21 protein-coding genes are annotated in these 23,316 nt (G+C 57.8%); 13 read left to right on the forward strand and 8 right to left on the reverse strand.

Features of this window, described 5'->3' with window-relative positions; genetic code table 11:
* Nucleotides 1-10: 10 nt before the first annotated feature.
* Nucleotides 11-2,353, forward strand: coding sequence for a fatty acid cis/trans isomerase (locus Q0915_RS23950; RefSeq protein WP_299479972.1), 2,343 nt, complete (start codon nt 11-13; stop codon nt 2,351-2,353).
* Between the two features lie 30 nt (nt 2,354-2,383).
* On the opposite strand, the gene Q0915_RS23955 is transcribed toward Q0915_RS23950, so the two are convergent.
* Nucleotides 2,384-3,277, reverse strand: a complete 894-nt coding sequence (locus tag Q0915_RS23955; RefSeq protein ID WP_299479975.1) for a LysR family transcriptional regulator — start codon at nt 3,275-3,277, stop codon at nt 2,384-2,386.
* A gap of 159 nt (nt 3,278-3,436) precedes the next feature.
* Between Q0915_RS23955 and Q0915_RS23960 the strand changes: the two genes are divergently transcribed.
* The 3 genes from Q0915_RS23960 to Q0915_RS23970 are packed head-to-tail and all read left to right on the forward strand — an operon-like array spanning nt 3,437 to nt 7,759.
* On the forward strand, nt 3,437-5,053 hold the full coding sequence (locus Q0915_RS23960) for a GMC family oxidoreductase N-terminal domain-containing protein (protein WP_299479977.1): 1,617 nt from the start codon (nt 3,437-3,439) through the stop codon (nt 5,051-5,053).
* Nucleotides 5,050-6,537, forward strand: coding sequence for an aldehyde dehydrogenase family protein (locus Q0915_RS23965; protein ID WP_299479979.1), 1,488 nt, complete (start codon nt 5,050-5,052; stop codon nt 6,535-6,537). Before Q0915_RS23960 ends, Q0915_RS23965 begins: the two co-directional genes overlap by 4 nt.
* Before the next feature lie 10 nt (nt 6,538-6,547).
* A complete protein-coding gene (locus Q0915_RS23970; protein WP_299479981.1) occupies nt 6,548-7,759 on the forward strand; it encodes a mandelate racemase/muconate lactonizing enzyme family protein in 1,212 nt (403 codons plus the stop codon).
* A gap of 60 nt (nt 7,760-7,819) precedes the next feature.
* On the opposite strand, the gene Q0915_RS23975 is transcribed toward Q0915_RS23970, so the two are convergent.
* Complete coding sequence (locus Q0915_RS23975; RefSeq protein WP_299479983.1) at nt 7,820-8,467, reverse strand: GntR family transcriptional regulator; 648 nt, start codon at nt 8,465-8,467, stop codon at nt 7,820-7,822.
* A gap of 139 nt (nt 8,468-8,606) precedes the next feature.
* Between Q0915_RS23975 and dctP the strand changes: the two genes are divergently transcribed.
* From dctP to Q0915_RS24005, 6 genes are all read left to right on the forward strand, one after another.
* Nucleotides 8,607-9,590, forward strand: coding sequence for a TRAP transporter substrate-binding protein DctP (gene dctP / locus Q0915_RS23980; RefSeq protein ID WP_299479987.1), 984 nt, complete (start codon nt 8,607-8,609; stop codon nt 9,588-9,590).
* A 61-nt stretch (nt 9,591-9,651) separates the two neighbouring features.
* Nucleotides 9,652-10,185, forward strand: a complete 534-nt coding sequence (locus Q0915_RS23985; protein ID WP_299479989.1) for a TRAP transporter small permease — start codon at nt 9,652-9,654, stop codon at nt 10,183-10,185.
* On the forward strand, nt 10,185-11,498 hold the full coding sequence (locus Q0915_RS23990; protein WP_299479992.1) for a TRAP transporter large permease: 1,314 nt from the start codon (nt 10,185-10,187) through the stop codon (nt 11,496-11,498). The genes Q0915_RS23985 and Q0915_RS23990 overlap by 1 nt, the downstream gene beginning before the upstream one ends.
* Nucleotides 11,499-11,520: 22 nt before the next feature.
* The gene (locus tag Q0915_RS23995) at nt 11,521-12,306 is read left to right on the forward strand and encodes an Asp/Glu racemase (RefSeq protein WP_299479995.1); all 786 of its coding nucleotides are present in this window, start codon (nt 11,521-11,523) and stop codon (nt 12,304-12,306) included.
* The gene (locus Q0915_RS24000) at nt 12,299-13,114 is read left to right on the forward strand and encodes an AraC family transcriptional regulator (protein WP_299479998.1); all 816 of its coding nucleotides are present in this window, start codon (nt 12,299-12,301) and stop codon (nt 13,112-13,114) included. Before Q0915_RS23995 ends, Q0915_RS24000 begins: the two co-directional genes overlap by 8 nt.
* A 97-nt stretch (nt 13,115-13,211) precedes the next feature.
* A complete protein-coding gene (locus Q0915_RS24005; protein ID WP_299480001.1) occupies nt 13,212-13,745 on the forward strand; it encodes a YbhB/YbcL family Raf kinase inhibitor-like protein in 534 nt (177 codons plus the stop codon).
* Between the two features lie 329 nt (nt 13,746-14,074).
* Here the strand turns inward: Q0915_RS24005 and Q0915_RS24010 are convergent, their stop codons facing one another.
* From Q0915_RS24010 to Q0915_RS24020, 3 genes are all read right to left on the reverse strand, one after another.
* A complete protein-coding gene (locus Q0915_RS24010; RefSeq protein WP_299480004.1) occupies nt 14,075-15,349 on the reverse strand; it encodes a PQQ-dependent sugar dehydrogenase in 1,275 nt (424 codons plus the stop codon).
* A 214-nt stretch (nt 15,350-15,563) separates the two neighbouring features.
* Nucleotides 15,564-15,881, reverse strand: a complete 318-nt coding sequence (locus Q0915_RS24015) for a c-type cytochrome (RefSeq protein ID WP_299480007.1) — start codon at nt 15,879-15,881, stop codon at nt 15,564-15,566.
* Between the two features lie 379 nt (nt 15,882-16,260).
* Entirely contained in the window at nt 16,261-17,139 is an 879-nt protein-coding gene (locus Q0915_RS24020) for a LysR family transcriptional regulator (RefSeq protein WP_299480010.1), read from the reverse strand.
* A 96-nt stretch (nt 17,140-17,235) separates the two neighbouring features.
* On the opposite strand from Q0915_RS24020, the gene Q0915_RS24025 reads away from it, so the two are divergent.
* Nucleotides 17,236-17,706 carry a cytochrome c gene (locus Q0915_RS24025; protein WP_299480013.1) on the forward strand — a complete coding sequence of 157 codons (471 nt, stop codon included), beginning with the start codon at nt 17,236-17,238 and terminating at the stop codon, nt 17,704-17,706.
* 20 nt (nt 17,707-17,726) lie between these two features.
* Nucleotides 17,727-18,287 (forward strand): luciferase family protein, encoded by a 561-nt coding sequence (locus Q0915_RS24030; protein WP_299480016.1) that lies wholly within the window; start codon nt 17,727-17,729, stop codon nt 18,285-18,287.
* A 72-nt stretch (nt 18,288-18,359) separates the two neighbouring features.
* Here the strand turns inward: Q0915_RS24030 and Q0915_RS24035 are convergent, their stop codons facing one another.
* Complete coding sequence (locus tag Q0915_RS24035; protein ID WP_299480019.1) at nt 18,360-19,085, reverse strand: haloacid dehalogenase type II; 726 nt, start codon at nt 19,083-19,085, stop codon at nt 18,360-18,362.
* Nucleotides 19,072-19,983 (reverse strand): alpha/beta hydrolase, encoded by a 912-nt coding sequence (locus tag Q0915_RS24040; protein ID WP_299480022.1) that lies wholly within the window; start codon nt 19,981-19,983, stop codon nt 19,072-19,074. The genes Q0915_RS24035 and Q0915_RS24040 overlap by 14 nt, the downstream gene beginning before the upstream one ends.
* 108 nt (nt 19,984-20,091) lie before the next feature.
* Between Q0915_RS24040 and Q0915_RS24045 the strand changes: the two genes are divergently transcribed.
* Nucleotides 20,092-20,970, forward strand: coding sequence for a LysR family transcriptional regulator (locus Q0915_RS24045; protein WP_299480025.1), 879 nt, complete (start codon nt 20,092-20,094; stop codon nt 20,968-20,970).
* 92 nt (nt 20,971-21,062) lie between these two features.
* Here Q0915_RS24045 and Q0915_RS24050 read toward each other — a convergent pair whose 3' ends face one another.
* Nucleotides 21,063-23,222 carry a malate synthase G gene (locus tag Q0915_RS24050; RefSeq protein WP_299480028.1) on the reverse strand — a complete coding sequence of 720 codons (2,160 nt, stop codon included), beginning with the start codon at nt 23,220-23,222 and terminating at the stop codon, nt 21,063-21,065.
* Nucleotides 23,223-23,316: the final 94 nt, after the last annotated feature.

The following is a 23,316-nucleotide window of genomic DNA, read 5'->3' on the forward strand; positions in this document are numbered from 1 at the left end:
TGGAATTCTCATGTTGGAGAGAATACTCCCGTTTGCGATTTTTCTGCTGTTCTGCCTTATTGCCGGTATCCAGAATTCCTCGGCAAGCGATAGGCCAAGTCCGAGCCTGTCATCCGTACAGGACACGCTGAACAAACGCTGCGTTGTCTGCCATGGCTGTTACGATGCTCCCTGCCAGCTAAAGCTTTCATCACCGGACGGATGGCTTCGTGGAGCCACCAAAGCCAGGGTGTATGATTCTTCCCGTCTTGAAGACGCACCGATGACCCGCCTCGGGATCGACGCCAAAACAGTGCCCGAATGGCGCCAAAAGGGGTTTTTCCCGGTTACAGGTGAAAATGGTTCTTCGTCCGTGTTCAAGGCATTGCTCGAGGCGGGACGCAATCAGAAATTCACATTAGGAGCTGCGCTGCCGGACGACATCAACCTCAGCCCTCTGCGGCGCAACAGTTGTCCCTCCCCGACTGAAGTCACCGACTATCTTTCCGATCATCCCTATGGCGGAATGCCATTCGCGACAGCACCGCTGCCCTACGCAGACTATCTCAATCTCCTTGTGTGGGCCGCAGACGGCGCTCCATCCCCGACTGAAACCACACCGCTTCCAGAAAGCGCGTTAGCGGAAATCGCCAAGATTGAAGCTTTCTTCAACGCCGCAGACCCAAAATCGAGTCTGGTTGCCCGGTACATTTACGAGCATCTCTTCCTGGCGCATTTGCATCTTGAGGGCGGCGGCACGAGACTTTTTTTTCGTCTCATCCGCTCACGGACAGGACCCGGCGAACCTGCGGATGAAATCCCTTCCAGACGACCGTTCGATGATCCGGGCGGGCCGTTTTTCTATCGGCTCCTTCCGCTCGACGGCACCATCCTGCACAAGGAACACATTGTCTACCCAATCGGCAGCGAGCGTCTCAAACGCTACCAGGGTCTGTTCCTGAGTGACGACTGGTCGCTTAGTGTGCTTCCGCCCTATTCCAGGCAAGCGGGTGGAAACCCGTTATCGACATTCCGGGCGATCCCGGCGGGTAGCCGGTATCAGTTCCTTCTGGACGATGCGCTCTATTTCGTGCGCACATTTATTCGCGGTCCCGTCTGTTACGGCCAGGTTGCAGTGAATGTGATTCAAGACCGCTTCTGGGTCTCGTTTCTCGATCCTGGCACGGACCTATCCGTCACCGATCCGAGCTTCCTGCAGGAAGCCATCCCGATCCTGGAACTTCCTGTCGCCGTTTCCGATGACAAGATCACGGAACGGCTGAAGAGTTTTCTTCTGGTCAGTCCGATCAAGTATCAGGCATTCCGGCAGAAACGCTATGCGGAAAGAGCATTGAAAAAGGGAGGACTTGGATATTCCGACATTTGGGATGGTGACGGAAACAACAAGGATGCGCGGCTTACGATCTATCGAAATTTCTCCTCAGCGTCGGTTGTCACCGGCTACAAAGGTACGGTCCCCAAGACCGCCTGGGTGATCGACTTTCCACTTTTTGAGCGAATATACTACGACCTGGTTGCCGGTTTTGATGTCTTCGGCAATGTCGAGCACCAGCTTACGACAAGAATGTACATGGACAACCTTCGCCGCGAAGGGGAACGCATGTTCTTGTATTTCCTGCCTGCCGACGTGCGTGATGCATTGCATGACAGCTGGTATCGCGGTCCGCTGGCCAATCTCATTGATTTGTGGAAAGAAAGCCCGATCGACGTTGCAACACCCACTGACATCGACTTTCGAACAGACAATCCGAAGGCGGAATTTCTCCAGGAACAACTCAGAATACCGCCGAAGCTTTGGCCGCTCAGTGATCCGATCAACAGGTGCACAGGCGATCAATGCGCCAGTGCAACAAGTGTCGCGGGTCAGCTTCGTGTCCTCAGTGGACAGCCCGCCCCTTTCGCGAAATTCTTACCGGACATCTCCGTTCTGGTGGCCGAAGACGGCGGATCGCACGAAGTTTTCACGCTCGCCCACGATATGGCGCACAGCAATGTCGCCTTCATCTTCAATGAGGACCTGCGCCGGGAACCCGACAAGGACGAGTTGACGATTGTGCCCGGCCAGTTCAGCAGTTACCCGAACTTCGTTTTCCGGGTAAACGCGAAGGATGTTCCCGACTTCGTTCAGGACGTGCGCGCAATCCGGAGCCAGAAAGACTTCCTGAACGTTGTCGAACGTTATGGAGTGCGCAGGACAGATGCGAGGTTCTGGCAAACCTTCGACCTGATCCAATCATCGCTTAACGCCCAAAATGCAATCCAGGCCGGTCTTCTTGATCTCAATCGCTACAACGATCCGAAACCCCTCGATCCGATCGAAAGGCTGTTTGAATTCACCTTTTCGGTAGACTGACAAACAACGGCGCAGACAAAGAACACATTCTCAGCCTGCCGACTGACCCAGTTCACGGATCAACCAGTCGCAAAAGATGCCGGCATCGGCTCCCAGCGCTTCAAGCGGCCCAGTCGTCACGAGGTAGTAACTGTGGCGGCTCTTGATTTTTCTGTTTGAAGGACGCACCAGACGACCGGTTTCAAGATAAGGCTGTGCCAGGGTTTGCAGGACCAACGCATGGCCATGGCCGAGAGCGGCAAGCTCAAGTGCGGAAAGCGTCTGATCCACCTGAAGGCCGGTCCGTTGTGGAACGGCATGGCCAAATGTACGAAAAAAGCTTTCCCATGTGTCGATCACGCCCATGATATCGAGACGGGGTGCTTTCGCCAGCGCCGCAAGGTCGTTCTCCCCTTCGTCAAATGTTAAGTCGGGGTGGCACACGGGGATGATCGGATCGTTCAGGAGAAACGCAACCCGCCCGTCGGTCCACGTGCCGTCGCCGAACCTTATGTCTATGTCGAAGAGGTCCGGATGCAATTTCTCCACCCAGGAAGCGGAGATCATCTGCAAGTCGATGCCCGGATGCGCCTGCTGGAAGGATTTCAACCTCGGTATCATCCAAAGGTGACTGAAACTGTTCAGGCACCGGAAGCGTACCGGCTGCCTGTCCCGTTCGCCAAAAACCGAGACAGTCGCAATGGATAGATCCGAGAAGGCCTTCTCGACACTCGGCAAATAGGTTTGGCCGAGGCGGGTGAGTACAAGCTCCCTGTGAACGCGGTCGAAAAGCGGAAACCCGAGCTTCTGCTCCAGCTGTCGCACCTGGTAACTGACGGCAGCCGGCGTGATGAAAAGCTCCTCTGCTGCGCGCGTAAAATTGCCAAGCCGCGCGGCAGCTTCGAAGGACCGGAGCCAGGGCAAGGGAGGAAGACTGTATGTCATCAGGTCAATCAGCTTTTGTGAGATCGGAGATTTTTCTGTTTGTTGACAGATCTATCCTGCAAAATTTTTCGATGCATTGCCAAATTTTTTTTCACTTCAAAGTTCCAGCGAACTCGTTGAAACTTGGCGGTGAAGATCTTGTCGCAGGCAGTATGCCGAATGGAAAACGTTGACTACATCATCGTGGGCGCCGGATCCGCAGGCTGCATTCTGGCGGAGCGTTTGAGCGCGGATCATGAGACCAGGGTGTTGTTGCTTGAGGCGGGCAGTGCCGACACGTCGCCCTGGGTTCGCCTGCCCCTTGGGTATGGCAAACTGATCTCTAGTGCGAGGCACACCTGGCAGTTCACCACCGAACCAGATGACGGGCTCAACGGGCGCAGCATTTTGTGGCCACGCGGCCGTCTTCTCGGCGGTTCTGGGTCCATCAATGCCATGGTCTACTGCCGGGGTCTGGCGGCGGATTATGACGACTGGGAAACCTCAGGCGCTGAAGGCTGGAGCTGGCGGGACGCCAAGCCGGTCTTCGAACGGCTGGAAACCAAAGTATCTCCTGCGGGCAAGGAGCACGGCGAGGGTCCGATCCACGTTCAAAACACATCCGAGCAGGTTCACGGCCTGAACAGGCATTTTTTTGCAGCGCTCGACGAGGCGGGCCTTCCGCAGACAGATGACATCAATGGTGACCGCCCGGAGGGTGGCGCCGTTTACCACATCAACACACGGCGGGGAGAACGCTGTTCATCCGCGCGTGCCTTCCTGCGTCCTGCGATGACGCGCACAAATCTCTCGGTGCGTACGGAGGTACACGTCAAGCGTATTCTCTTTGACGGGTTCTCGGCTGCCGGCGTTGAACTCTCGAACGGCGAAACAATTACCGCTGCAAATGAGATCATTCTGTCTGCAGGTGCGGTCGGTTCGCCGCAGCTGCTTCAGGTGTCCGGTATCGGCCCCGGGCAATTGCTGCAGAGCCTAGGGGTTCCGGTACTGCTTGCGAATGACAATGTCGGCGGCAATCTCCAGGATCATCTCACGGCAAGCTATACGTTCCGCGCAAGGGAAGCCACGCTCAACACCGTCCTGCGCCCGCTTGCCGGCCAGGCCACAGCCGCCTTGCAATACGCCTTTTCGCGCACCGGGCCCCTCGCCCTCTCGGTCAACCAGTGCGGCGGCTTCCTGAGATCACGCCCCGGTTTGAACCATCCTGACCAGCAGCTTTACTTCAATCCCATAAGCTATCGCATGAAAGCCAAGGGCACGTCGGCGAAATTCGCGATTGATCCGTTCAACGGCTTCATTATCTGCGCGCAACCTACACGTCCGACAAGCCGCGGGCGCATTGATATCAAAAGCGCCGACAGCACCGTTTCGCCCACTATACAGCCGAACTCGCTGTCAACCGAAGAAGACCGGCTTGCGGTCGTTGACGGTGGCAGGCTCTGCCAGAAAATCATGGGCAGCAATGCCATGCGCTCGGTCGTGGAAGCATCGGTTGCTCCGCATCTTGAAGCCCTTGACGACAGCCAACTTCTGTCGGATTTCCGTGATCGGGCCAGCACCGTCTATCATCCTGTTTCAACCTGCCGAATGGGCGAAGACCGGGAAACGACCGTGACCGACAGCCGCCTGCGTGTGCACGGCATCAAGGGCCTGCGCGTCGTTGACGCTTCGGCATTTCCAAACATCACATCAGGCAACACCAATGCTCCAACGATGATGCTCGCCCTCAAGGGGGCGGACCTCATCCTGCAAGACCGGAAACGCGCCACATCATGACAGCTCAGGACATCGCTCAAGGTTATCTTACTAGCGGAAAGCTGGATAACCTCCCCGACAGCCACTTCATAAACGGCAGGGTCACGCCACCATCGAACCGAAAAATGGAGAGTTTTGACCCGGGCCGCGCCGAGGCCTTTGCCGAGTTTTCCCTCGGTGACGATGGTGACATGGACCGCGCCATTGCAACAGCGGAGAAGGCAGCGGCGAGCTGGCGGTTGGTTTCGCCCGGTGCGCGATGCACGATCCTGAACAATGTTGCCCGTGTCTTTCGCGAAAACGCCGACCGGCTTTCGGTCGTCGAAGTTGTCGACAGTGGCAAAACGCTCGCTGAAGCTGAGGGCGACATCGAGTCCTCCGCACGGCTTTTCGAATATTACGCCGGTGCCGCCGACAAGCTGGACGGCAGGTCCGTCAATCTCGGCACCGCCTACACCGCCTTCACCTTGCGCGAACCGGTTGGGGTGACAGGGCATATCATTCCCTGGAACTATCCCACATCGACCTTCGCGCGCGGCGTCGCACCGGCACTGGCGGCAGGGTGTTCCGTTGTTGCAAAGCCGGCGGAAACAACACCCTTCACAGCCTTGATCATGGCTGAACTCCTGTGTGAGGCCGGTGTTCCGGAAGGACTGGTGAATGTCGTAACCGGTCTCGGGTCTGATGTCGGCGCGCAGATGGCGCGTGACCCGCGTATCAAGCAACTGACCTTCACCGGTTCCGTGTCAACCGGCATCAATGTTGCGCAGATGGCTGCGCCCAATGTCACGCGTCTGACCCTTGAACTCGGCGGTAAGTCTCCGCTAATCGCCTTTGATGACGCCGATCCGGAAAAAGTGGCTGACGGTGCCTACTGGGCGATCTTCTCCAATTCTGGGCAGATCTGTTCCGCCGGCTCCCGGTTGATCCTGCACAAGGCGATCCGCGACGACGTCCTTGCGATCCTCACGGAGCGCGCCAATTCGATCAGACCCGCACACGGTCTGACGGCACCCGACATGGGCGCCATAAATTCAGAGCTGCACCTTGCACGTATCAAGGCCCATGTCGACGCGGCGAAATCACGTGGCGCAAATCTGCTGACGGGTGGGGACGTGACAGTGGACACGGAAACAGGCAAGGGCTGGTTCTTTCAGCCGACCGTCATTGCCGACCTTGCCGCCAACGATCCCGCTGTCCAGGATGAGATCTTCGGACCCGTCCTTTCCATTCAGAATTTCGAGAGCGAAGACGAGGCCATTCAGCTGGCCAACGGAACAGAATTCGGCCTCATCGCGAGCGTTTACACCCAGGATGTCGGCCGGGCCATGCGGGTCGCTTCGGCCATGGATTGCGGTCAGGTCTCGGTCAACGACTACTGGGCGGGCGGTCTGGAACTTCCCTTCGGCGGCAACAAGAAGTCCGGATACGGCCGCGAGAAGGGCTTGGAAGGACTCGACGCCTATACCAAGGTAAAGTCGATCACCATCAGCAACGCGAGCTAAGAAGCCTTTCATGAAACTCGCCCAAATCGAGACCTTTGTTGTCGGAAACCCGCCGCCGCGCCATGGCGGACGCTACTTCATTTTCGTGAAGCTGGTGACCGTGTGCGGCATCACCGGCTATGGCGAAATCTACAACGCCACGTTCGGACCGCATCTGGTCGCCGAGATGGCGAAAGACGTGTTTCAACGGCAGTTTGAAGGCGAAGACCCCCACCACATCGAAAAGCTCTGGCACAAAACCTACGGCGCCGGATACACACAGCGGCCCGATGTCTCGGTCATGGGCGTTCTCTCCGGACTGGAGATGGCCTGCTGGGACATTATCGGCAAGGCCGCCGGCAAACCCGCCTACGAGCTCCTTGGCGGCAAGGTGCACGAGCGGCTGCGATCCTACACATACCTCTATCCGCTTGACGGCGACGTCTATCCCGACCCGGACACGCCCAATGTCTACAACGACCCCGGCATGGCGGCCGAGGCGGCGATCAAGGCGGTCGAGCAGGGTTTTACGGCCGTAAAATTCGATCCGGCGGGTGCCTACACGATCTATGATGGACATCAGCCAAGCCTTGAAGAACTGACCCGTTCCGAAGCTTTCTGCCGCACAATTAGAGAGGCTGTCGGCGACAGAGCCGATCTCCTTTTCGGCACCCACGGGCAATTTACCGTGTCCGGTGCGAAGCGTATGGCGCGCCGGCTTGAAGCCTACGACCCGCTCTGGTTCGAAGAGCCGATCCCGCCGGAAAAACCTGAGGACATGGCCGAGGTTGCCCGCTACACGTCCATTCCGGTTGCGACGGGCGAGCGGCTCTGCACGAAATACGAGTTCTCGCGCGTTCTGGAAACCGGTGCAGCGAGCATCCTGCAGATGAATCTTGGCCGCGTCGGCGGTCTGCTTGAGGCCAAGAAGATAGCTGCCATGGCAGAGTGCCATTCCGCGCAGGTCGCGCCGCATCTTTACTGCGGCCCGCTGGTGGCACTTGCCAATATCCAGCTCGCCACCTGCAGCCCGAATTTCCTCGTCCTGGAGTCCATCCGCACATTCGATGGTTTCTACGCCGAGCTCCTGAAGACGCCGATCCGCTGGGAAGACGGCTATGTCATCCCGTCAAGCGAACCGGGCCTGGGGCACGAGCTGAACGAAGATGTCGCGCGGGCACATCCCTATAACGGCAATGAGCTGCATCTGGGACTACAGGAAATCCCGGCCGACCCGCTTTGATCGAAATCTTTGCTGAAGCAACTCTCGCTTCGCTCGAGCGAGAGATGTCAGATGGACAACCTATCTGGGCTCTATGGCTTCCAGGATCATGGGCAACCGCTGTCCCTGCAGCATCATGTGATCGCGCATCAGTTCGTCGGCTTGCGTCCCGGTGTTTTCAAGGATTGCCTCCGCAATAGCGGCATGCTCCTCGGTCGATTTCTGCAGCCGACCACGCATCTGGAACGGCATGGCGCGGTACGGGTTGATATGGCCTGCAAGCTGTTCGATCTGCTCAATCAGCCTGCTGTTTCCCGCCGCATTGTGAATGGCCTGATGAAACGCAAGGTTGGCCTTTGCATAGCCGTCCTGGTCATTCGCGTCAGCGGCCTTGCGGCAGAACTGCAGGGCATCCTCGAGCGCGGCAGCCTTGCCGGCAGTCAGCCGTTCCGCGGCTAGGCGGCAGGCCATGCCCTCCAGCTCGGCGGCGACCTCAAACAGGTCAATGAGTTCCTTCGCCGACAGCACTCTGACGAGGGCACCCTTGCGCGGCTTGGTCTCCAATAGCCCGCTGTCGACCAGAGAGCGAACAGCCTCGCGAACAGGCGTTCGCGAAACCCCGAACCGCTCCGCCAGAGCAGCTTCTTCCAATTGGTCTCCCGGGCGCAGGACACCTGAGCGTATGTCGTTCCGCAAGGTTTCAATCAGTTGGTCTGCAACGCGGGCCATCGGCATCAATCCTTTGATTTGCATCCCTTTTTAGCGTGCGGCGCACTGCCTGTCGATACGTATGTTGACATTTATGTATTTATAAAATTATTATATGTATACATATATAGTTCATATGTACCAATTGGAGGAGACTGACATGAAATCACCCCTGCTCACGGCCACCGCCCTGGTTGCGATGATGTCCGCACAAGCCGCACAGGCGACGGAACTTCGGCTGTCACATCAGTGGTCAACGCAAGATATTCGCCACAACGTGGCGCAGATGGTTGCCGACGAGGTCGCCGCTGCTGACGTGGATCTCGCCATCAAGATCTTTCCGTCCAAGTCGTTGTTCAAACCCCGTGAGCAATACAAGCCGCTCAGCAGGGGACAGCTCGACATGACAGTGTTTCCGCTGAGCTATGCCGGCGGTCAGCGCCCTGCGTTCAACCTCACGCTGATGCCGGGCCTCGTGAAGAACCACGACCATGCGGCGCGCCTGTCCGACTCGCCCTTCATGGAGGAACTGAAGACCGAGATGGCGGAAGACGATGTCATGGTGCTTGTGAACGGCTATCTGGCAGGTGGATTTGTCGGCAAGGACAAGTGCATCACCAAACCGGAAGACGTTTCCGGGCTGCAGACCCGTGCGGCCGGGAAGTCCTTCGAACAGATGTTGGTCGGTGCCGGAGCTTCGATCGCATCGATGGCGTCATCCGAAATCTACAGCGCCATGCAGACCGGCGTTCTCGATGCGGCCAATACGTCATCATCTTCCTTTGTCTCCTACCGCATTTTTGAACAGGTCAGCTGTTACACGCCGGCAGGCGATGTAGCGCTCTGGTTTCTCTACCAGCCTCTCCTGATGAACAAATCCACCTTCGACGGACTGGATGGCGCTCAGCAGGAGGCGCTTCTTGCAGCTGCTGAAAAGGCGGAGGCCTTTTACCTCAAGGAAGCCAAGATCCAGGATGCGGCATCAGTCGAGGTCTTCCGCGAGGCAGGCGTCGAGATTGCCGAGATGACGCCTTCCGACTTCGATGCCTGGCGCGCGCTCGCCCAGGAGACCGCCTACAAGTCCTTCGTGGAATCCGTCCCGAACGGGCAATCGCTTTTGGATATGGCGCTTTCGGTCGAATAACCGAATTTCGGACGGCCCGCCGCGGGCCGTCTTCCCCCTCATACCACCTATGGAGCAGAAAATGGCTCTCGTTCTCTCAAGGGCCGCACGGCTCAGTGCGTCCGGAATCATCAGGCAGGTTTCCGAAGTATCCGGCTGGATAGCGGCGGCGATGATCCTGAGCGCAGTGTTCCTCACCTGCCAAATGATCTTCATCCGTTTTGTCCTCAACGGTTCTACCGTCTGGCAAACGGAAGTCGTGGTGTATCTCGTTGTTGCAGCCACGCTTCTGGGCCTGCCTTTCGTGCAAAAGCACAAGGGACATGTCAATGTCGACCTCCTGCCGATGTGGCTTGGCCCGAGAGCGGCGCGCCTGCTCAAGACGCTGACCTCTGTTTCGGCGCTTGGCATCATCGGCGTTTGCACCTTCTACGGCTTCGAGTACTGGCATCTCGCCTTCAGCCGTGGCTGGACTTCCGACACCGTCACCGCGGTTCCGCTCTGGATTCCCTACCTGTCGCTGCCTGTCGGTTTCGGCTTGTTGTTTCTTCAACTAGCAGCGGATTGCCTTGAAGCGTTCTCCGATCTCACGGGCAAACCGGAAGGAGCCCTGTGATGGATCCTCTCCTTCTCGGCACGATCGTTGCCCTTGCCACCATCGTCATCCTGTTCAGCGGCATTTCGGTTGCCATGGGCCTCATGCTTGTGTCCGCGATCTTCCTGGTCATATTCGATGGCCTGCGGTCACTGGAGCTTATGCCGGAGATCTTCTTCGGCAAGCTCGACAGCTTTGCGCTCCTGTCAATCCCGATGTTCATCATCATGGGAGCATCGATTGCCTCGACCCGGGCAGGCGCGGACCTCTACGAAGCGCTTGAGCGCTGGCTGACACGGGTGCCCGGCGGTCTGGTCGTCTCCAATCTGGGTGCCTGCGCGCTTTTTTCAGCCATGTCCGGATCCAGCCCTGCAACATGCGCGGCTATCGGCAAGATGGGTATCCCGGAAATGCGCAAGCGCGGCTATCCGGAGGAAATCGCCACCGGCTCGATCGCCGCCGGCGGCACCCTCGGCATTCTGATCCCGCCTTCAATCACGATGATCGTCTATGGGATCGCCACCGAAACATCCATCGGCCGGCTGTTTCTTGCTGGTGTGATCCCGGGACTTCTGCTGGTCGGCCTGTTCATGGCCTGGTCAATCTATGCGACCTGGCGTTCCGGAGGACGGTCAACGGCCCAGATCAGCTATTCCTGGCGTGACCGGGTCGAAATTCTTCCGCGCGTCCTCCCCTTCATCGCCATAATCGTTGGCGTGCTCTACGCCATGTATGGCGGTGTGGCGACACCATCGGAGACCGCGGCGGTCGGAGCCCTGTTGTGCCTGATCGTCGCCATGGTGATCTACAGGCTGCTCAGCCCAAAATCCCTGTGGGCAGTACTGCGCGACAGCACCAAGGAGAGTGTGATGATCCTTTTCATCATCGCGGCGGCCGGGGTCTTTTCCTATATGCTGTCCAGTCTCTTCATCACTCAATCGATTGCCGCGTGGATCAGCGAACTTGAGGTCAACCGGTGGGTGCTCATGGCCGCCATCAATGTTTTCCTGATTGTTGCCGGGTTCTTTCTGCCGCCTGTCGCCGTGATCCTGATGGCTGCCCCCATCCTGTTGCCCGTGATTGTAAGCGCCGGTTTCGACCCGATCTGGTTCGCGGTTGTCCTGACCATCAACATGGAAATAGGCCTGATATCGCCCCCGGTCGGCCTCAATCTTTATGTGATCAACGGGATCGCACCGGACATTTCGCTGAAGAAGATCCTCACCGGATCCCTGCCCTTTGTCCTGTGCATGCTTGTCGCGATCCTGTTGCTGTGCCTCTTCCCCGGCCTTGCCACCTGGCTGCCGAACCTCGTTATGGGCCCCGCCTATTGAGTGTCCTCAAAGGAGATTAAACATGACCAATGCATCAACCTATCGCCGGGTCGGACTGATTGTTCCAAGTTCGAACATCACGATGGAGACCGAGATACCGGCTCTGCTGAAAGCAAGAGAAGCTATTCTGCCGGACCGTTTCACTTTCCACTCCTCGCGCATGCGCATGAAAGCGGTCGTGAAGGAAGAACTCGAAGCCATGGATGCCGACAGCGTCAGATGCGCGAGTGAACTTTCCGACGCCGCTGTCGAGGTGCAGGCCTATGCCTGTCTCGTCGCGATCATGTCGATGGGGCTTGGGTATCACCGCGCATCGTCGGAGAAACTGAACAGAGCAACCGCCGAAAACGGTTGCCCGACACCTGTGCTAAACTCCGCCGGGGCACTGGTGGAAAGCCTGCAGGAGATGGGATTCAGGAAAGTTTCGATCATCTGTCCCTATATGAAACCGCTGACAAGGCTTGTTGTGGACTATATCGAAAACGAGGGCATCGAAGTGCAGGATTTCCTGGCGCTGGAAATTCCCGACAATCTGGAAGTTGCCTCACAGGATCCGGCGGCACCGGCCGAACTCTGGCGCAAGCTGGACGTACGTGGCGTCGACGCCATCGTCGCTTCGGCGTGCGTGCAAATGCCATCGCTACCGGCGATTGAAATGATCGAACGTGCGTCCGGACTGCCTGCGGTCTCCGCAAGCGTGGCAACGACCCGGAAAATCCTGCAGAGCCTCAACCTCACAGAAATCGCACCGGGCGGCGGCGCGCTGCTGTCCGGCGGTCAACTCGCGCGGCTTCCCAAAGTTGCCTGAGACCGGTGAAACAGGATCTGCCGACAAACTGCCGGATCAGGTCGCACTCTACCCCATCAGTCAGGCAACGACCGCGACCTTTTCAGATCTCTATCTGCGACTTGCCTTCCTCTTCTTCATCGAGACCGGGTCAAAACGGGTGGTGACCCCCACCCAAGACCTGGTCGGAGAAGAGGGAGATCTTCTCATCTTCCCGCCCGGATCCATGGTCACCATGGAAAACCGGCCCGTTCTGGATCGCAGCTATCGCGCCGTCGGGATTTCCTTTCCAGATGATCTTGTCACCGCTGTCTTCGCGGACCAACCGGTCCCGGCAGATCGCGGAGGTGTCCAGATTCTGCGGACCGAACCGCACCGGCCGATGGATCTCCTCCCGATCATTGAGGACACGCTGCGCCAGGAAGCCCTGCCTGACGTCATATTGCGTCATCGCTTGCTGGAACCGCTGATCTGGCTGAAGGACAAGGGTGTCCACATCGCCCTGTCGGGTGAGGAAGCCCCGCTGAGCCGGGTGCGCCGTCTGATCGAAACGGATTTGAGCCGTCCGTGGCGCGCAAGCGATGTGGCACGGCACCTTGCCATGAGCGAACCGACCATGAGGCGATGGTTGAAAGATGCAGGACAGGGTTTTGCCAGGATCCTGCGCAACACGCGGCTCGAACATGGATTGAGCCGGTTGCAGACCTCGACCGCTTCGGTTTCAGAAATCGCGCTGGAGTGTGGCTTCAAGACACCCTCACATTTCTCCGACGCTTTCCGGAAACGATTTGGAATAACGCCAAAAGAGATCAGAACTCCAGGAGATTGAGCGTTTCCCGACAGTATTTGATCGACCTTCGGAAGCTGGCAGACCTTTGAAAGACTACCTTTCGATCATTCAAGGAACAGACCGAAAGGAACGCCAAATGCTTCGCAGTTCGATTTTTTCTTCCGCCCTCATATTGGGCCTCTTGGCAACACCCGCCGTGGCAACGGATTTCCAGCTCACCAGCAACACTATCGCCGAGGGTCAGCAATTGAACGCGGCCCAGGTCTTTCAGGGTTTCGGCTGTGAAGGCGGCAATACCGCGCCTGATCTGGCCTGGTCGGGCGCACCGGAGGGAACAAAGAGTTTTGCGGTCACCGTCTATGACCCTGATGCACCCACCGGATCAGGCTGGTGGCACTGGTTTGCGTTCAATATTCCCGCCGATGTGACCGAACTGCCCGCCGGAACCGCTCTTCCTGAGAGCGCAGTGGAACTCGCCAACGACTACGGAGCCGCTGGTTTCGGCGGTGCCTGCCCACCTCCGGGCGAAGTTCACCGTTATCAGTTCACGGTCCACGCGCTCGGCACGGCACTTGATCTGGACGGCAGCGTCAGCAACGCGCTGGCCGGATACATGGTGAATGCAAACAGCCTGGCAAAAGCTTCAATCACCGCCGTCTACAACAGGTAGACCGCACTCGCGGCACAGGGCGCTGAGCCCCGTAGAACTCGCCGCAGCGTCCCCCTCCCCGACTGTTGGACGCGGCGGTTCGAACGGCCGGTCCAGCCGTGTGTTTTCACTAACTCCGATGATGGAAAGCAACGCCTCGGCGTGCAGGAATGCCCGGCGCCGCCGTTGTGAATTCGAACTTAGTGGCACAATACATGGCGATCGGAGCCACGTCCCTGGCCGTATAAGACAACGGGGCCGGCAAAAAGCCGGCCCCGAGTCCAACCTAAACACAGGGGCTCTTGATGGCCCGCCGCGCCGGGTCAGCGGCGCGGCGACCTCTTAGCCGATCAAGGCGTCAGCTTGTGGATCATGCCTTCGTCGACAGCCGTATAAAGGCTGCCATCAGGTCCAAGAACCACCGAGCGGAAGCGGCCCGGTTCCATGCCCTCCGGCAACGTCATTTCCGTCACATCGACGACCTCGGTGCCATCTTCCGACAGTTCGATCACGTCGATACGCTGGCCAAGCGGCGTGCCGCCAAAGCCGATACCCATGATGCCGACCACCATGGCGCCGTCCCATTTGCCCCAGGCGTCTCCTTCAAGGAAGGCTGCGGACGAAGTGCCCTGCGACCAGCCGTCGTTGTCCCAGATCGGCGGCATGGCATCTGGATAGGTTTCCAGATCGGTCATAGGCATGAATGCCGCGCGCTCGTAACGGTTCATCCCGTCCATCTGGTTCGGGCTGTATCCGCAATACCCGTCCGGGCAGTCTCCCCTGCCGGCCATGTTCGGGCGCGGATCCCAGCCGGCATTGCCTCCATTCACAAGGACGGTGATTTCGTCCGAGTGCCAGGGGCCGTGCTCGGCCGTGATCGGGGTTCCCGTTCCTGGATGGAACGCGATCCCCTGCACATTCCGGTGGCCATACGTATAGGTGCGCTTGTCGAACCCGTCGGGGGGCGTGTTATCTGCGGCAGCGGTGCCGTCGGCATTCATGCGCAGCACCTTGCTGCCCATCAAGGTCGGGCTCTGCGGAACCTCCTCGTTGTGATTGTCACCGGTCGTCAGATAGAGATAACCGTCGGCAGGATTGAACCTGACACGCCCGCCATTGTGCGCGCCCGGTCCACCGAACGGGTGATCAGATGCGGCCATCTTGTAAGGAACATCGTCAACGATATCCGTGCGGTCACCGACAGACTTGAAATCGTCGCCGACCTTGAGCCGCATCAGCCTGTTGGTGTGCGGGTCCGATTTCTTGGAAGTCGAATAGACATAGATGATCCGGTTGTTGGCAAAATCCGGATCGACCGCGACACCCATCATGCCGGCCTGGCCTTCGCAGAACAGATCGTCTTCCGTTGATGCGTATCCCGAACTGCCGGTCATGCCCAAGAGTGCATTTACGTCCCCGGAAGGCATGAGCACGGACAGCCCTTTGCACTTTTCAGTAAAGAACATCGTGCCGTCATCCAGAAAGGCCATGTCCCACGGATTTTCCAGATCCTCCAGAACCAGCGTGTGCTTGAGGCTCGTCGTGTTCTGAGCGAAGGCCGGCATCGCGGCCATCGCCGTTCCCACGACGCAAGATACCATCCATGTCTTTGTTCTATTTGACATTTATTCCTCCCAAAGTGATTGACTGGGTTTGCCGCTTGAAGCGATCTTTTGTTGTTATCTCGCAGCCCGAAGCTTCTCCGGCTTCAGGTCAAACCGTAGTCCCAGGCCCAATATCCGCAGCGCGGAGCCTGACGTATTTCACAAAATGCGATCGACGTGAAAACGCAACGTCAACACAGTCAACCCGAGTAAAACGCTTGTAAGTTCAAGACCTTCAAGGCGATATGGAAACAATAAAAGTCACGATATTCGTGATATCGTCATCTGAGAGATTTTTGGCGCGCGGCACCATAAGCGCCGTATTGGGCCCGACTTTCTCTCCAGCCCGGTATTTGTTCAGGCGTTCAACCAGATAGTCTTCGGTGTTGCCCGCAAGCTTCGGAAAACTCGCCATGCCCTTTGCAGTTGGACCGTGGCAGGACCGGCAGGATTTCTTGTAGAGTTTTTCTCCAACATCCGCGTCCTGCGCACCTACCTGCGTGGCCGACACCATCGCCAAGGCAGCTATCGAGACAAAAAGGCCTTTGCTCATGCTTCCGTGTCCCCTCCCACGATCCACATCAGTTGGTTTTTTGAAACAGTAACGGCAAATTTCATATACGCAACTGATTTTTGTATTTTAAAATTTTAAACAATTTGCCGCCGATTTTCTCTTTCCTTCCTGAAATGACTTGGCATACCGCGGTTCAGGCCAGACTGACGATGCTCCGGACACGCGGATCAGGCGACGACCCAGCCACAAAAAATCAACGGAATTCGAAGTGCGAGGAATTCACGGGAAAGCAAATCAGAGGTTTATTCGCCTCAGCATCACTCAGGCTGAACCCGCAATTATGGCCTCCGGATTTTCGGCACCAAGTGACTACCCGCTCAGGGTGATCGCACATATGCTCGGCAACTTGCCCGGCTTGTCAGGTCAATTGACTGTGCTCCCCGGCAAACGCGTCGGCAAAGAACGCCAGCAGCGTTTCAATGTCGGCCTGGTTTCTGAATTCCCGATGCGTTGCGACCCAAAGTCCGGTCTGCGGGCCTTCTGGTAATCCGTCAACGGGTAAGAGCTGCGGCGAATTTTCGCCGACAAAAGCCGGAAGCATTGCAAGACCAAGGCCTTTTGACGCCAAACCCGCCAACGCCAGGAAGCTGTCCGCGGAAAACTCAAAGCCGCTTCGGACGCTTGAAAATTGCCACTCTCCGACCGTGGACTGCGCAAATCCGGGGGCAACGCCCAGCCACTTGTGCTCCTGGAGAGAAAGGCCCGCATGCTTCGCCAGATAATCGCGCGCCCCGAACACGCGAAACCCGACCGAGGCGACCTGCACACCGCTGAGATCCGGCGGCAAATCGGCACCCGGCCGAACCAGGATCTCAGCACCGGACATGGACATATCGACGGGGTTGTTTGACACTGCGATTTCGACATTGATGTTTGGATGCGCTTCCCGCAACGCGCCCAGAAACCCTGGAAGAAGCAGGCATGCAATCGCATCTGTCGTCGCCAGCCGGAATGTGCCTTCGATCCCTTTCGAAGTGAGTGCAAGGCTTCGCCGAATTCTCGCAGACGCGTCATCCATAAGCTTGAGCGAAGCCAGAAGCGCCCGCCCCTCCGGACGCAGCCGGTATCCATCCTTGCCCCGGTCAAAGAGCCTCACGTCATTCGCATCTTCCAGCAAGGCAATTCTGCGCAACACAGTTGCATGGTTCACGCCCAGCGCGCGCGAGGCCGCAGACAACGAGCCATGTTCCGCGACGGCGTGGACATATTGAAGGTCATCCCATCTTATTCTGTGCATCAGCGCACAACCTCATGCGATTTTTTTCACAATTTACCGGAATTCTAAATCATGAGAAACAATTGATGTTGAAAATTGCACAGACGGGAGCGTTCGATGAAACACGGACTGAAATTGATCTGCTCACTGGTTTTCGCGGTCAGCGTCAGCAACACCCAGACGATAGCCCAAGATTCATTCGACAATGCGATCAAGGCGCGCAAATCAGTCATGGCACTTTATGCCTGGAACCTGGGCCAGCTGGGCGCGATGGCTAAGGGCGAAGCCGACTACAACGCTGAAGCAGCAGCCACTGCGGCTGAAAACATCAGAATTCTTGCAACGATGAACAATGGAGCAGCCTGGCCGCAAGGTTCGGACAGCACCGCCCTGCCCGGCAAGACACGTGCGAAGGTCGAGGCATGGACGACGTATCCGGAGAGCGCCGAGCTTAACAAATCGCTTGCCACTGCTGCAATCGCGATGGCCGAGGTTGCCGGCAACGGTTTGGAGAATGTGCAGGCGAATATCGGAGCAATCGGGAGCGCTTGCAGCGCCTGTCACGACAAGTTCCGGGAAAGCCAGTAGCAAAACCGGACTTGCAAGACATGACCATTTTGCCACGAGCGCCTGTCCTCACGATTGCGACCCTGCTCATCGTTGGGATCGTGTTCAGCCTTGCTCATGCCGGGAGCGGACAGCTCCCGGCGCGAGAGGGTGCGGTACCACGCACAACGAATTCAGTCCCGCATATTCAGATCGGCGCAGAACCGGTTCCGGCACTTTCCGATCAGTTGATCGCACGTGTCGCCACGCTGCCCGGGGTGGACATCCGCGCGACAGTCATCTCCCTGCCGGGCGCAAAGGGTTTCTGGCTTACGGAAAACGTCGACTTGGCGCATCCCGACGCGATTGTAGGTGGACGGGAGTTCGCTCATTTGCATCCGGACGGCAGTCTGCATGCATCGCTTCCACCGGACCGCGCCCGGGATGCCGTGAAGGCCGGTTGGGCCGCGCCCCATCCCTGGGCAGACCAACGGCCCGGCTGGGAGGGTTTTGTTCTGATTTACACGCCGCGCACGACAGCGGAAACCGAAGTCGTGTTTCAGCTTGTCCTTGACGGGTACAACTACGTGACCGGCCGAAATCACGTCGCACCCGACCAATAACCCGGTCATCGCTGACATCTGCAGGTGTGGACTGCGGCAGTCTTCACGCGTCTTATGCCTTTGGTCCCCTGCCTAACGGTTGGCGACCTCCTGGCGATGTGCATCGACAAAAGCCGCCATACTGTCGAACCGGAAATCGTAGGTCGGCATCTCGCCCGGGTTCATGGTCGCACCGAAGCCCTCCTTGTCGTGGCGGCGGTAGATCCAGCAATTCGCCAGTCCATGCCGGTTTGCAGGAGCATGATCGTGGAACATGCTTTCGGCCGTATGCAGGATCTCGTGTTTCGCAATGCCGACGCGCTCAAGTGTCTCAAGCATGTAATCGAAGTTACGGTCGGACGGCTTGTAGCTGCCAATGTCTTCTGCTGTGTAGACACCGTCAAAATGGACACCTAGCCGGGCATTGGAGCCGGAAAAGCTCACATTGTCGGTGTTGGTCAGGACAATAAGCTTGAAGTGCTGCTTGAGATAGGAAAGCGCTTCGCGGCTGTCTTCAAAGGCCGGCCATTGACGCACGGACTGTCCGTAGGCCACACACTCTTCCCAGCTCACCTCCGCGCCCCATTCTTCAGCGAGACGACGATAGACCACGCCGAGCAGATCGGAGTATTTCTTTGCCGGTGTCCGGCGTTGCGTGGTTGATTCATAATACGCATGCGCTTCGAGGATCTCGTCTCGACTCAGATTTCGGCCGACCTTGTCGGTCAGCGGCTTGAGGCCGCTCACCATGCCGCTCTCCCAGTCGATCAACGTGCCGTAGACATCAAATGTCAGCGCCTTGTAGTCAGACAGCTTCATGTTCGGTTTCCTTAAGTGCGGTTGCTTCGGAAGTGCGTGAACCCGGCATCCGTGTCTGCCTTTCGAAGAAGTTTATGAGTATGGAGGAGATCTTTTCCGGCTGGTCTTCCATCGCGAAGTGCCCGCAATTTTCGAGGACATGCAGCTCGGCACCGGTAATTACTTCCTTTAGTTTGTAAGCCCAATCGACCACCTGCCACGCATCATCCGCCCCCCAAATCACCTGCACCGGCAGTATGGCCAGCGCGTCGACCAGGCCGGGCAAGTCGTTCGTGTGCTTTGGGTCGTAGTGCGCAACCTGATGTGCGAAGTAGCTCACCTGGCCGACAGGTCCTGAAATGAAATCAAGAAAAACATCGAGCGATGTCTTTTCAAAGCGCTGTTTGTCAAAGACCGAGCTCAGCAGCCATTCGCGGAAATGACGCCGGTGGTCGGGGTCCGGAGCCGCGATGAGAGTTTCAAGGCCAGCCTGCATCTGCTCCCGGGTGCGCCTGGATGGCCAGGAGTTGAAGGACACGGTGTCGATCAGGGTCAGGGACCAAAGGCGTTCAGGAGAACCGGTTGCGAACCGCATTGCGATGCCTCCGCCTATGTCATGGGCGACAAGGTGAAAGTCCCGCAAATTCCAATGCTCAAGCAACCCCTCAAGGATCGGGACCTGCCCAGTGACCGACGTATCGATGCCGGGGTCCCATGGCCTTTCCGACAGCCCAAAGCCCAGGAGATCATAGACATGCACCTTGTTCCCGGCCTCGACAAGGGGCGGCACGACGTTGCGCCAGATATAGGATGAGGACGGCGTACCATGAATGAGTACAACCGGCTCGCCCTCACCGTGCACCCCGTGCGCGATGCGGGTGTTATTGATCAGGGCATGGTCTTTGACGAGATGATGCATATCCCCTCCAGAAAATTCGTCCTTCCAAATTCTCTAGCGCGCAGTTAATCTATGAATCAAATGAATGATTGTCATATCTTGATCTAATTTTGTCATGTGAGTTCAAACATGTCGGAAAGACTGGAAATCGATGCGCTGCGCGCCTTGCTGACGATCGCAAGGCTTGGCGGCGTGACGCGGGCGGCCTCTCATCTCAACGTGTCGCAATCCGCCGTAAGCCACAAGATCCGGCGTCTGGAACAGAACCTGGATTGCAGCCTCCTGACCCGCCGGCCCGGCGGGCCTCTCTTCACCGAGGCAGGTACGCAGCTGTGCGACTATGCGCGCCGCATCGTCGATCTTCATGACGAAGCACTGGCAACGCTCGGCAAGAAACCGGTATCGGGGAAGATCATGCTGGGCATGACCGAAGACACCACGACCAGCGGGATCGCGCGGATCCTCGGGCGTTTCATGCGGCTTTTTCCAAACGTCAAAGTGCAGACACGAACGAGCCAGAGCCTGTGTGTTCAGGAATGGCTGAAAGACGGCGACCTTGACGTTGCCGCGATGCAAATCTTCCGGAAAGATCTTTTGCCGGGTGACCTCACCCTCTTCGAAGATACGCTGCACTGGGTACGTTCGCCCGACCTCAAGTTCGACACTGGCGAACACATTCCGTTTCTGTCCTTTGACAACAATTGCTTTTACAAGCGATGGGCTTTTTCGGAGGGCCTTTCCATGGGACACGCGTTCGAGAGCATCCTGGAATGCCCCAGTTCGGCAGGGATCCAGTCCGCGGTCCGTTCAGGTCTTGGGGTTGCCCTCCTAAACGGACTTCACATCACGCCCGACATTTCCAAGATTGAAGGTGTATTCCCCGAACCACCCGACATCGTCTACATAGCCCGCGTCCGCGCGGGAGCAGACAGCGCCGCCGTCAAGGCACTGATTTCCGAAATCGCCAAGGAGGTTCACGCCTCCAAGCCACTCAAGTTGGCGGGCTGATCGGGCGGACCTTCCTCGCAAAGAAACGATTGGCGGAATGTGCCGCCAAATCGTTCTTCGCGAACGCCACCCGCACACAGCGACACGGGAAATCAGGCCGCCTTGGACTTGAATTCAATCCGTCTGCGATGGAGCACAGGTTCGGTGTAACCATTCGGCTGGCTGGTGCCTTCGATCACCAGTTCACAGGCAGCCTGGAATGCGACCGACCCGTCAAAATCCGCAGCCATTGGCCGGTAGACCGGATCATGGGCGTTCTGCCCGTCGACAACGGCCGCCATGCGCTTCATCGTCTCCAGAACCTGATCCCTGGTGACGACACCATGATGAAGCCAATTGGCAATGTGCTGCGAAGAAATCCGCAACGTCGCCCTGTCTTCCATCAGACCCACGTTGTTGATGTCCGGCACTTTCGAGCAGCCGATCCCCTGCTCGACCCAACGCACGACATAGCCGAGGATCCCCTGGGCGTTGTTATCGAGTTCCGCCTGAATGTCTTCAGGTGCCCAGTTTGGGCGTTCGGCCACGGGAATGGACAGGATGTCGTCGAGTTTTGCAGCTTCACGTGATCTCAGCTCCGACTGTCGCTCGGTTACAGACACCTTGTAGTAGTGCAGCGCGTGGAGTGTCGCAGCCGTCGGAGACGGTACCCAGGCCGTATTGGCACCGGCCAGGGGATGCCCGATCTTCTGCTCCAGCATGGCATTCATCAGATCCGGCATTGCCCACATGCCCTTGCCGATCTGTGCGTGTCCGGGCAGGCCGCAGGCCAGGCCGACATCGACATTGTTGTTTTCATAGGCCCCGATCCAGGTCGAGGTTTTCATATCGCCCTTGCGGATCATCGGGCCGGCTTCCATCGACGTGTGCATCTCGTCACCGGTGCGGTCCAGAAAGCCTGTGTTGATGAAGAACACACGATCTTTGGCCTGGCGAATGCACTCCTTGAGATTGAGCGTCGTCCGGCGCTCCTCGTCCATGATGCCCATCTTGAGCGTGTTCCGCTCCATGCCGAGCGCATCTTCAACGAGGTCGAAGATTTCACAAGCGAAGGCAACTTCTTCCGGACCGTGCATTTTCGGCTTCACGATGTAGACCGATCCGGCGCGACTGTTGGTGCTTCGGCCATTTGCCCCGACATCATGCAAGCCCATCAGCGATGTCATCATGCCGTCCAGCAGACCCTCTGGAACTTCATTGCCATCGCTGTCGAGAACAGCGTCGATGGTCATAAGGTGTCCGACATTTCTCACAAGCAGGAGCGAGCGGCCATGGAGCGTCAACGCACTTCCATCCGGTGCCGTGTAGTTTCGGTCGCCGTGTAACTGGCGAGTCACCGTTTTTCCGCCTTTTTCGAACGTTTCTTCCAGGTCCCCTTTCATGAGGCCGAGCCAGTTGGTGTAGACGACCACCTTGTCGTCCGCGTCAACCGCCGCGACGGAATCTTCGCAATCCATGATCGTCGACATGGCGGATTCAACGACGACGTCGGAAATGTGTGCCTTGTCGGTTTTTCCGATCGGATGCTGGCCGTCGATATTGATTTCCAGATGCAATCCGTTTTTCACCAGCAGAACTTTGTAAGGGGCATCCGCGCCCCCGGAATAACCGGCGAACTGATCCGCGTCTTTCAGTGTTGTGCCACCGTCTGCTGTCGCGATCAGAAGCTTGCCGCTGTCAATGCTGAAACCGGTTGCCCCGGACCAACTGCCGGAAGCGAGCGGAGCGGCTTCATCGAGCACGCCGCGCGCATACGCGATTACCTCGGCACCGCGCGCTTCGTCAAAACCGCCTGGTTGGGGTTTCGAGCCCATCGCGTCGGTTCCGTAGAGCGCATCATAAAGCGAGCCCCAACGCGCATTGGCGGCATTCAGCGCGTAACGCGCGTTCATTACCGGCACAACGAGCTGCGGTCCGGCAACCGACCCTATCTCCGGATCGACCCGGTCGGTCCCAACGGAAAAGTCGTCACCCTTAGGGACGAGGTAGCCGATTTCGCTCAAAAACGCCTTGTATGACGACATGTCCGGAGTGCCGGGGTTTGCCTTGTGCCATTCATCGATCTTCTGCTGAAGCGCGTCGCGTTTTTCCAGCAACGCTCTGTTCTTCGGTGCGAGATCATGGATCAGGGAAGACAGGCTCTTCCAGAAGTGGTCCTGGTCGACGCCCGTACCCGGCAATGCCTTTTCGTTCACGAATTCGTAGAGGACGTTTGCAACTTGCAATCCGTGGGCTTCTGTACGGGCGGTCATTCTTTTCTCCAGACACTCGGCTCGCGTTGGTACCTAACACTGTGTTTTGGGGTCAAACCGTCCGATCGTCAATTGCACCCAGGTGCCCATGACC

Origin of the sequence: uncultured Roseibium sp. (assembly GCF_947494555.1) — a bacterium.
Taxonomy (GTDB): domain Bacteria; phylum Pseudomonadota; class Alphaproteobacteria; order Rhizobiales; family Stappiaceae; genus Roseibium.

Excerpts from the sequence above, each read along its gene's own strand:
- Q0915_RS23950 (WP_299479972.1), top strand. The coding sequence starts at position 11 with ATGTTGGAGAGAATACTCCCGTTTGCGATTTTTCTGCTGTTCTGCCTT.
- Q0915_RS23955 (WP_299479975.1), bottom strand. The coding sequence starts at position 3,277 with ATGACATACAGTCTTCCTCCCTTGCCCTGGCTCCGGTCCTTCGAAGCT.
- Q0915_RS23960 (WP_299479977.1), top strand. The coding sequence starts at position 3,437 with ATGGAAAACGTTGACTACATCATCGTGGGCGCCGGATCCGCAGGCTGC.
- Q0915_RS23965 (WP_299479979.1), top strand. The coding sequence starts at position 5,050 with ATGACAGCTCAGGACATCGCTCAAGGTTATCTTACTAGCGGAAAGCTG.
- Q0915_RS23970 (WP_299479981.1), top strand. The coding sequence starts at position 6,548 with ATGAAACTCGCCCAAATCGAGACCTTTGTTGTCGGAAACCCGCCGCCG.
- Q0915_RS23975 (WP_299479983.1), bottom strand. The coding sequence starts at position 8,467 with ATGGCCCGCGTTGCAGACCAACTGATTGAAACCTTGCGGAACGACATA.
- dctP (WP_299479987.1), top strand. The coding sequence starts at position 8,607 with ATGAAATCACCCCTGCTCACGGCCACCGCCCTGGTTGCGATGATGTCC.
- Q0915_RS23985 (WP_299479989.1), top strand. The coding sequence starts at position 9,652 with ATGGCTCTCGTTCTCTCAAGGGCCGCACGGCTCAGTGCGTCCGGAATC.
- Q0915_RS23990 (WP_299479992.1), top strand. The coding sequence starts at position 10,185 with ATGGATCCTCTCCTTCTCGGCACGATCGTTGCCCTTGCCACCATCGTC.
- Q0915_RS23995 (WP_299479995.1), top strand. The coding sequence starts at position 11,521 with ATGACCAATGCATCAACCTATCGCCGGGTCGGACTGATTGTTCCAAGT.
- Q0915_RS24005 (WP_299480001.1), top strand. The coding sequence starts at position 13,212 with ATGCTTCGCAGTTCGATTTTTTCTTCCGCCCTCATATTGGGCCTCTTG.
- Q0915_RS24010 (WP_299480004.1), bottom strand. The coding sequence starts at position 15,349 with ATGTCAAATAGAACAAAGACATGGATGGTATCTTGCGTCGTGGGAACG.
- Q0915_RS24015 (WP_299480007.1), bottom strand. The coding sequence starts at position 15,881 with ATGAGCAAAGGCCTTTTTGTCTCGATAGCTGCCTTGGCGATGGTGTCG.
- Q0915_RS24020 (WP_299480010.1), bottom strand. The coding sequence starts at position 17,139 with ATGCACAGAATAAGATGGGATGACCTTCAATATGTCCACGCCGTCGCG.
- Q0915_RS24025 (WP_299480013.1), top strand. The coding sequence starts at position 17,236 with ATGAAACACGGACTGAAATTGATCTGCTCACTGGTTTTCGCGGTCAGC.
- Q0915_RS24030 (WP_299480016.1), top strand. The coding sequence starts at position 17,727 with ATGACCATTTTGCCACGAGCGCCTGTCCTCACGATTGCGACCCTGCTC.
- Q0915_RS24035 (WP_299480019.1), bottom strand. The coding sequence starts at position 19,085 with ATGAAGCTGTCTGACTACAAGGCGCTGACATTTGATGTCTACGGCACG.
- Q0915_RS24040 (WP_299480022.1), bottom strand. The coding sequence starts at position 19,983 with ATGCATCATCTCGTCAAAGACCATGCCCTGATCAATAACACCCGCATC.
- Q0915_RS24045 (WP_299480025.1), top strand. The coding sequence starts at position 20,092 with ATGTCGGAAAGACTGGAAATCGATGCGCTGCGCGCCTTGCTGACGATC.
- Q0915_RS24050 (WP_299480028.1), bottom strand. The coding sequence starts at position 23,222 with ATGACCGCCCGTACAGAAGCCCACGGATTGCAAGTTGCAAACGTCCTC.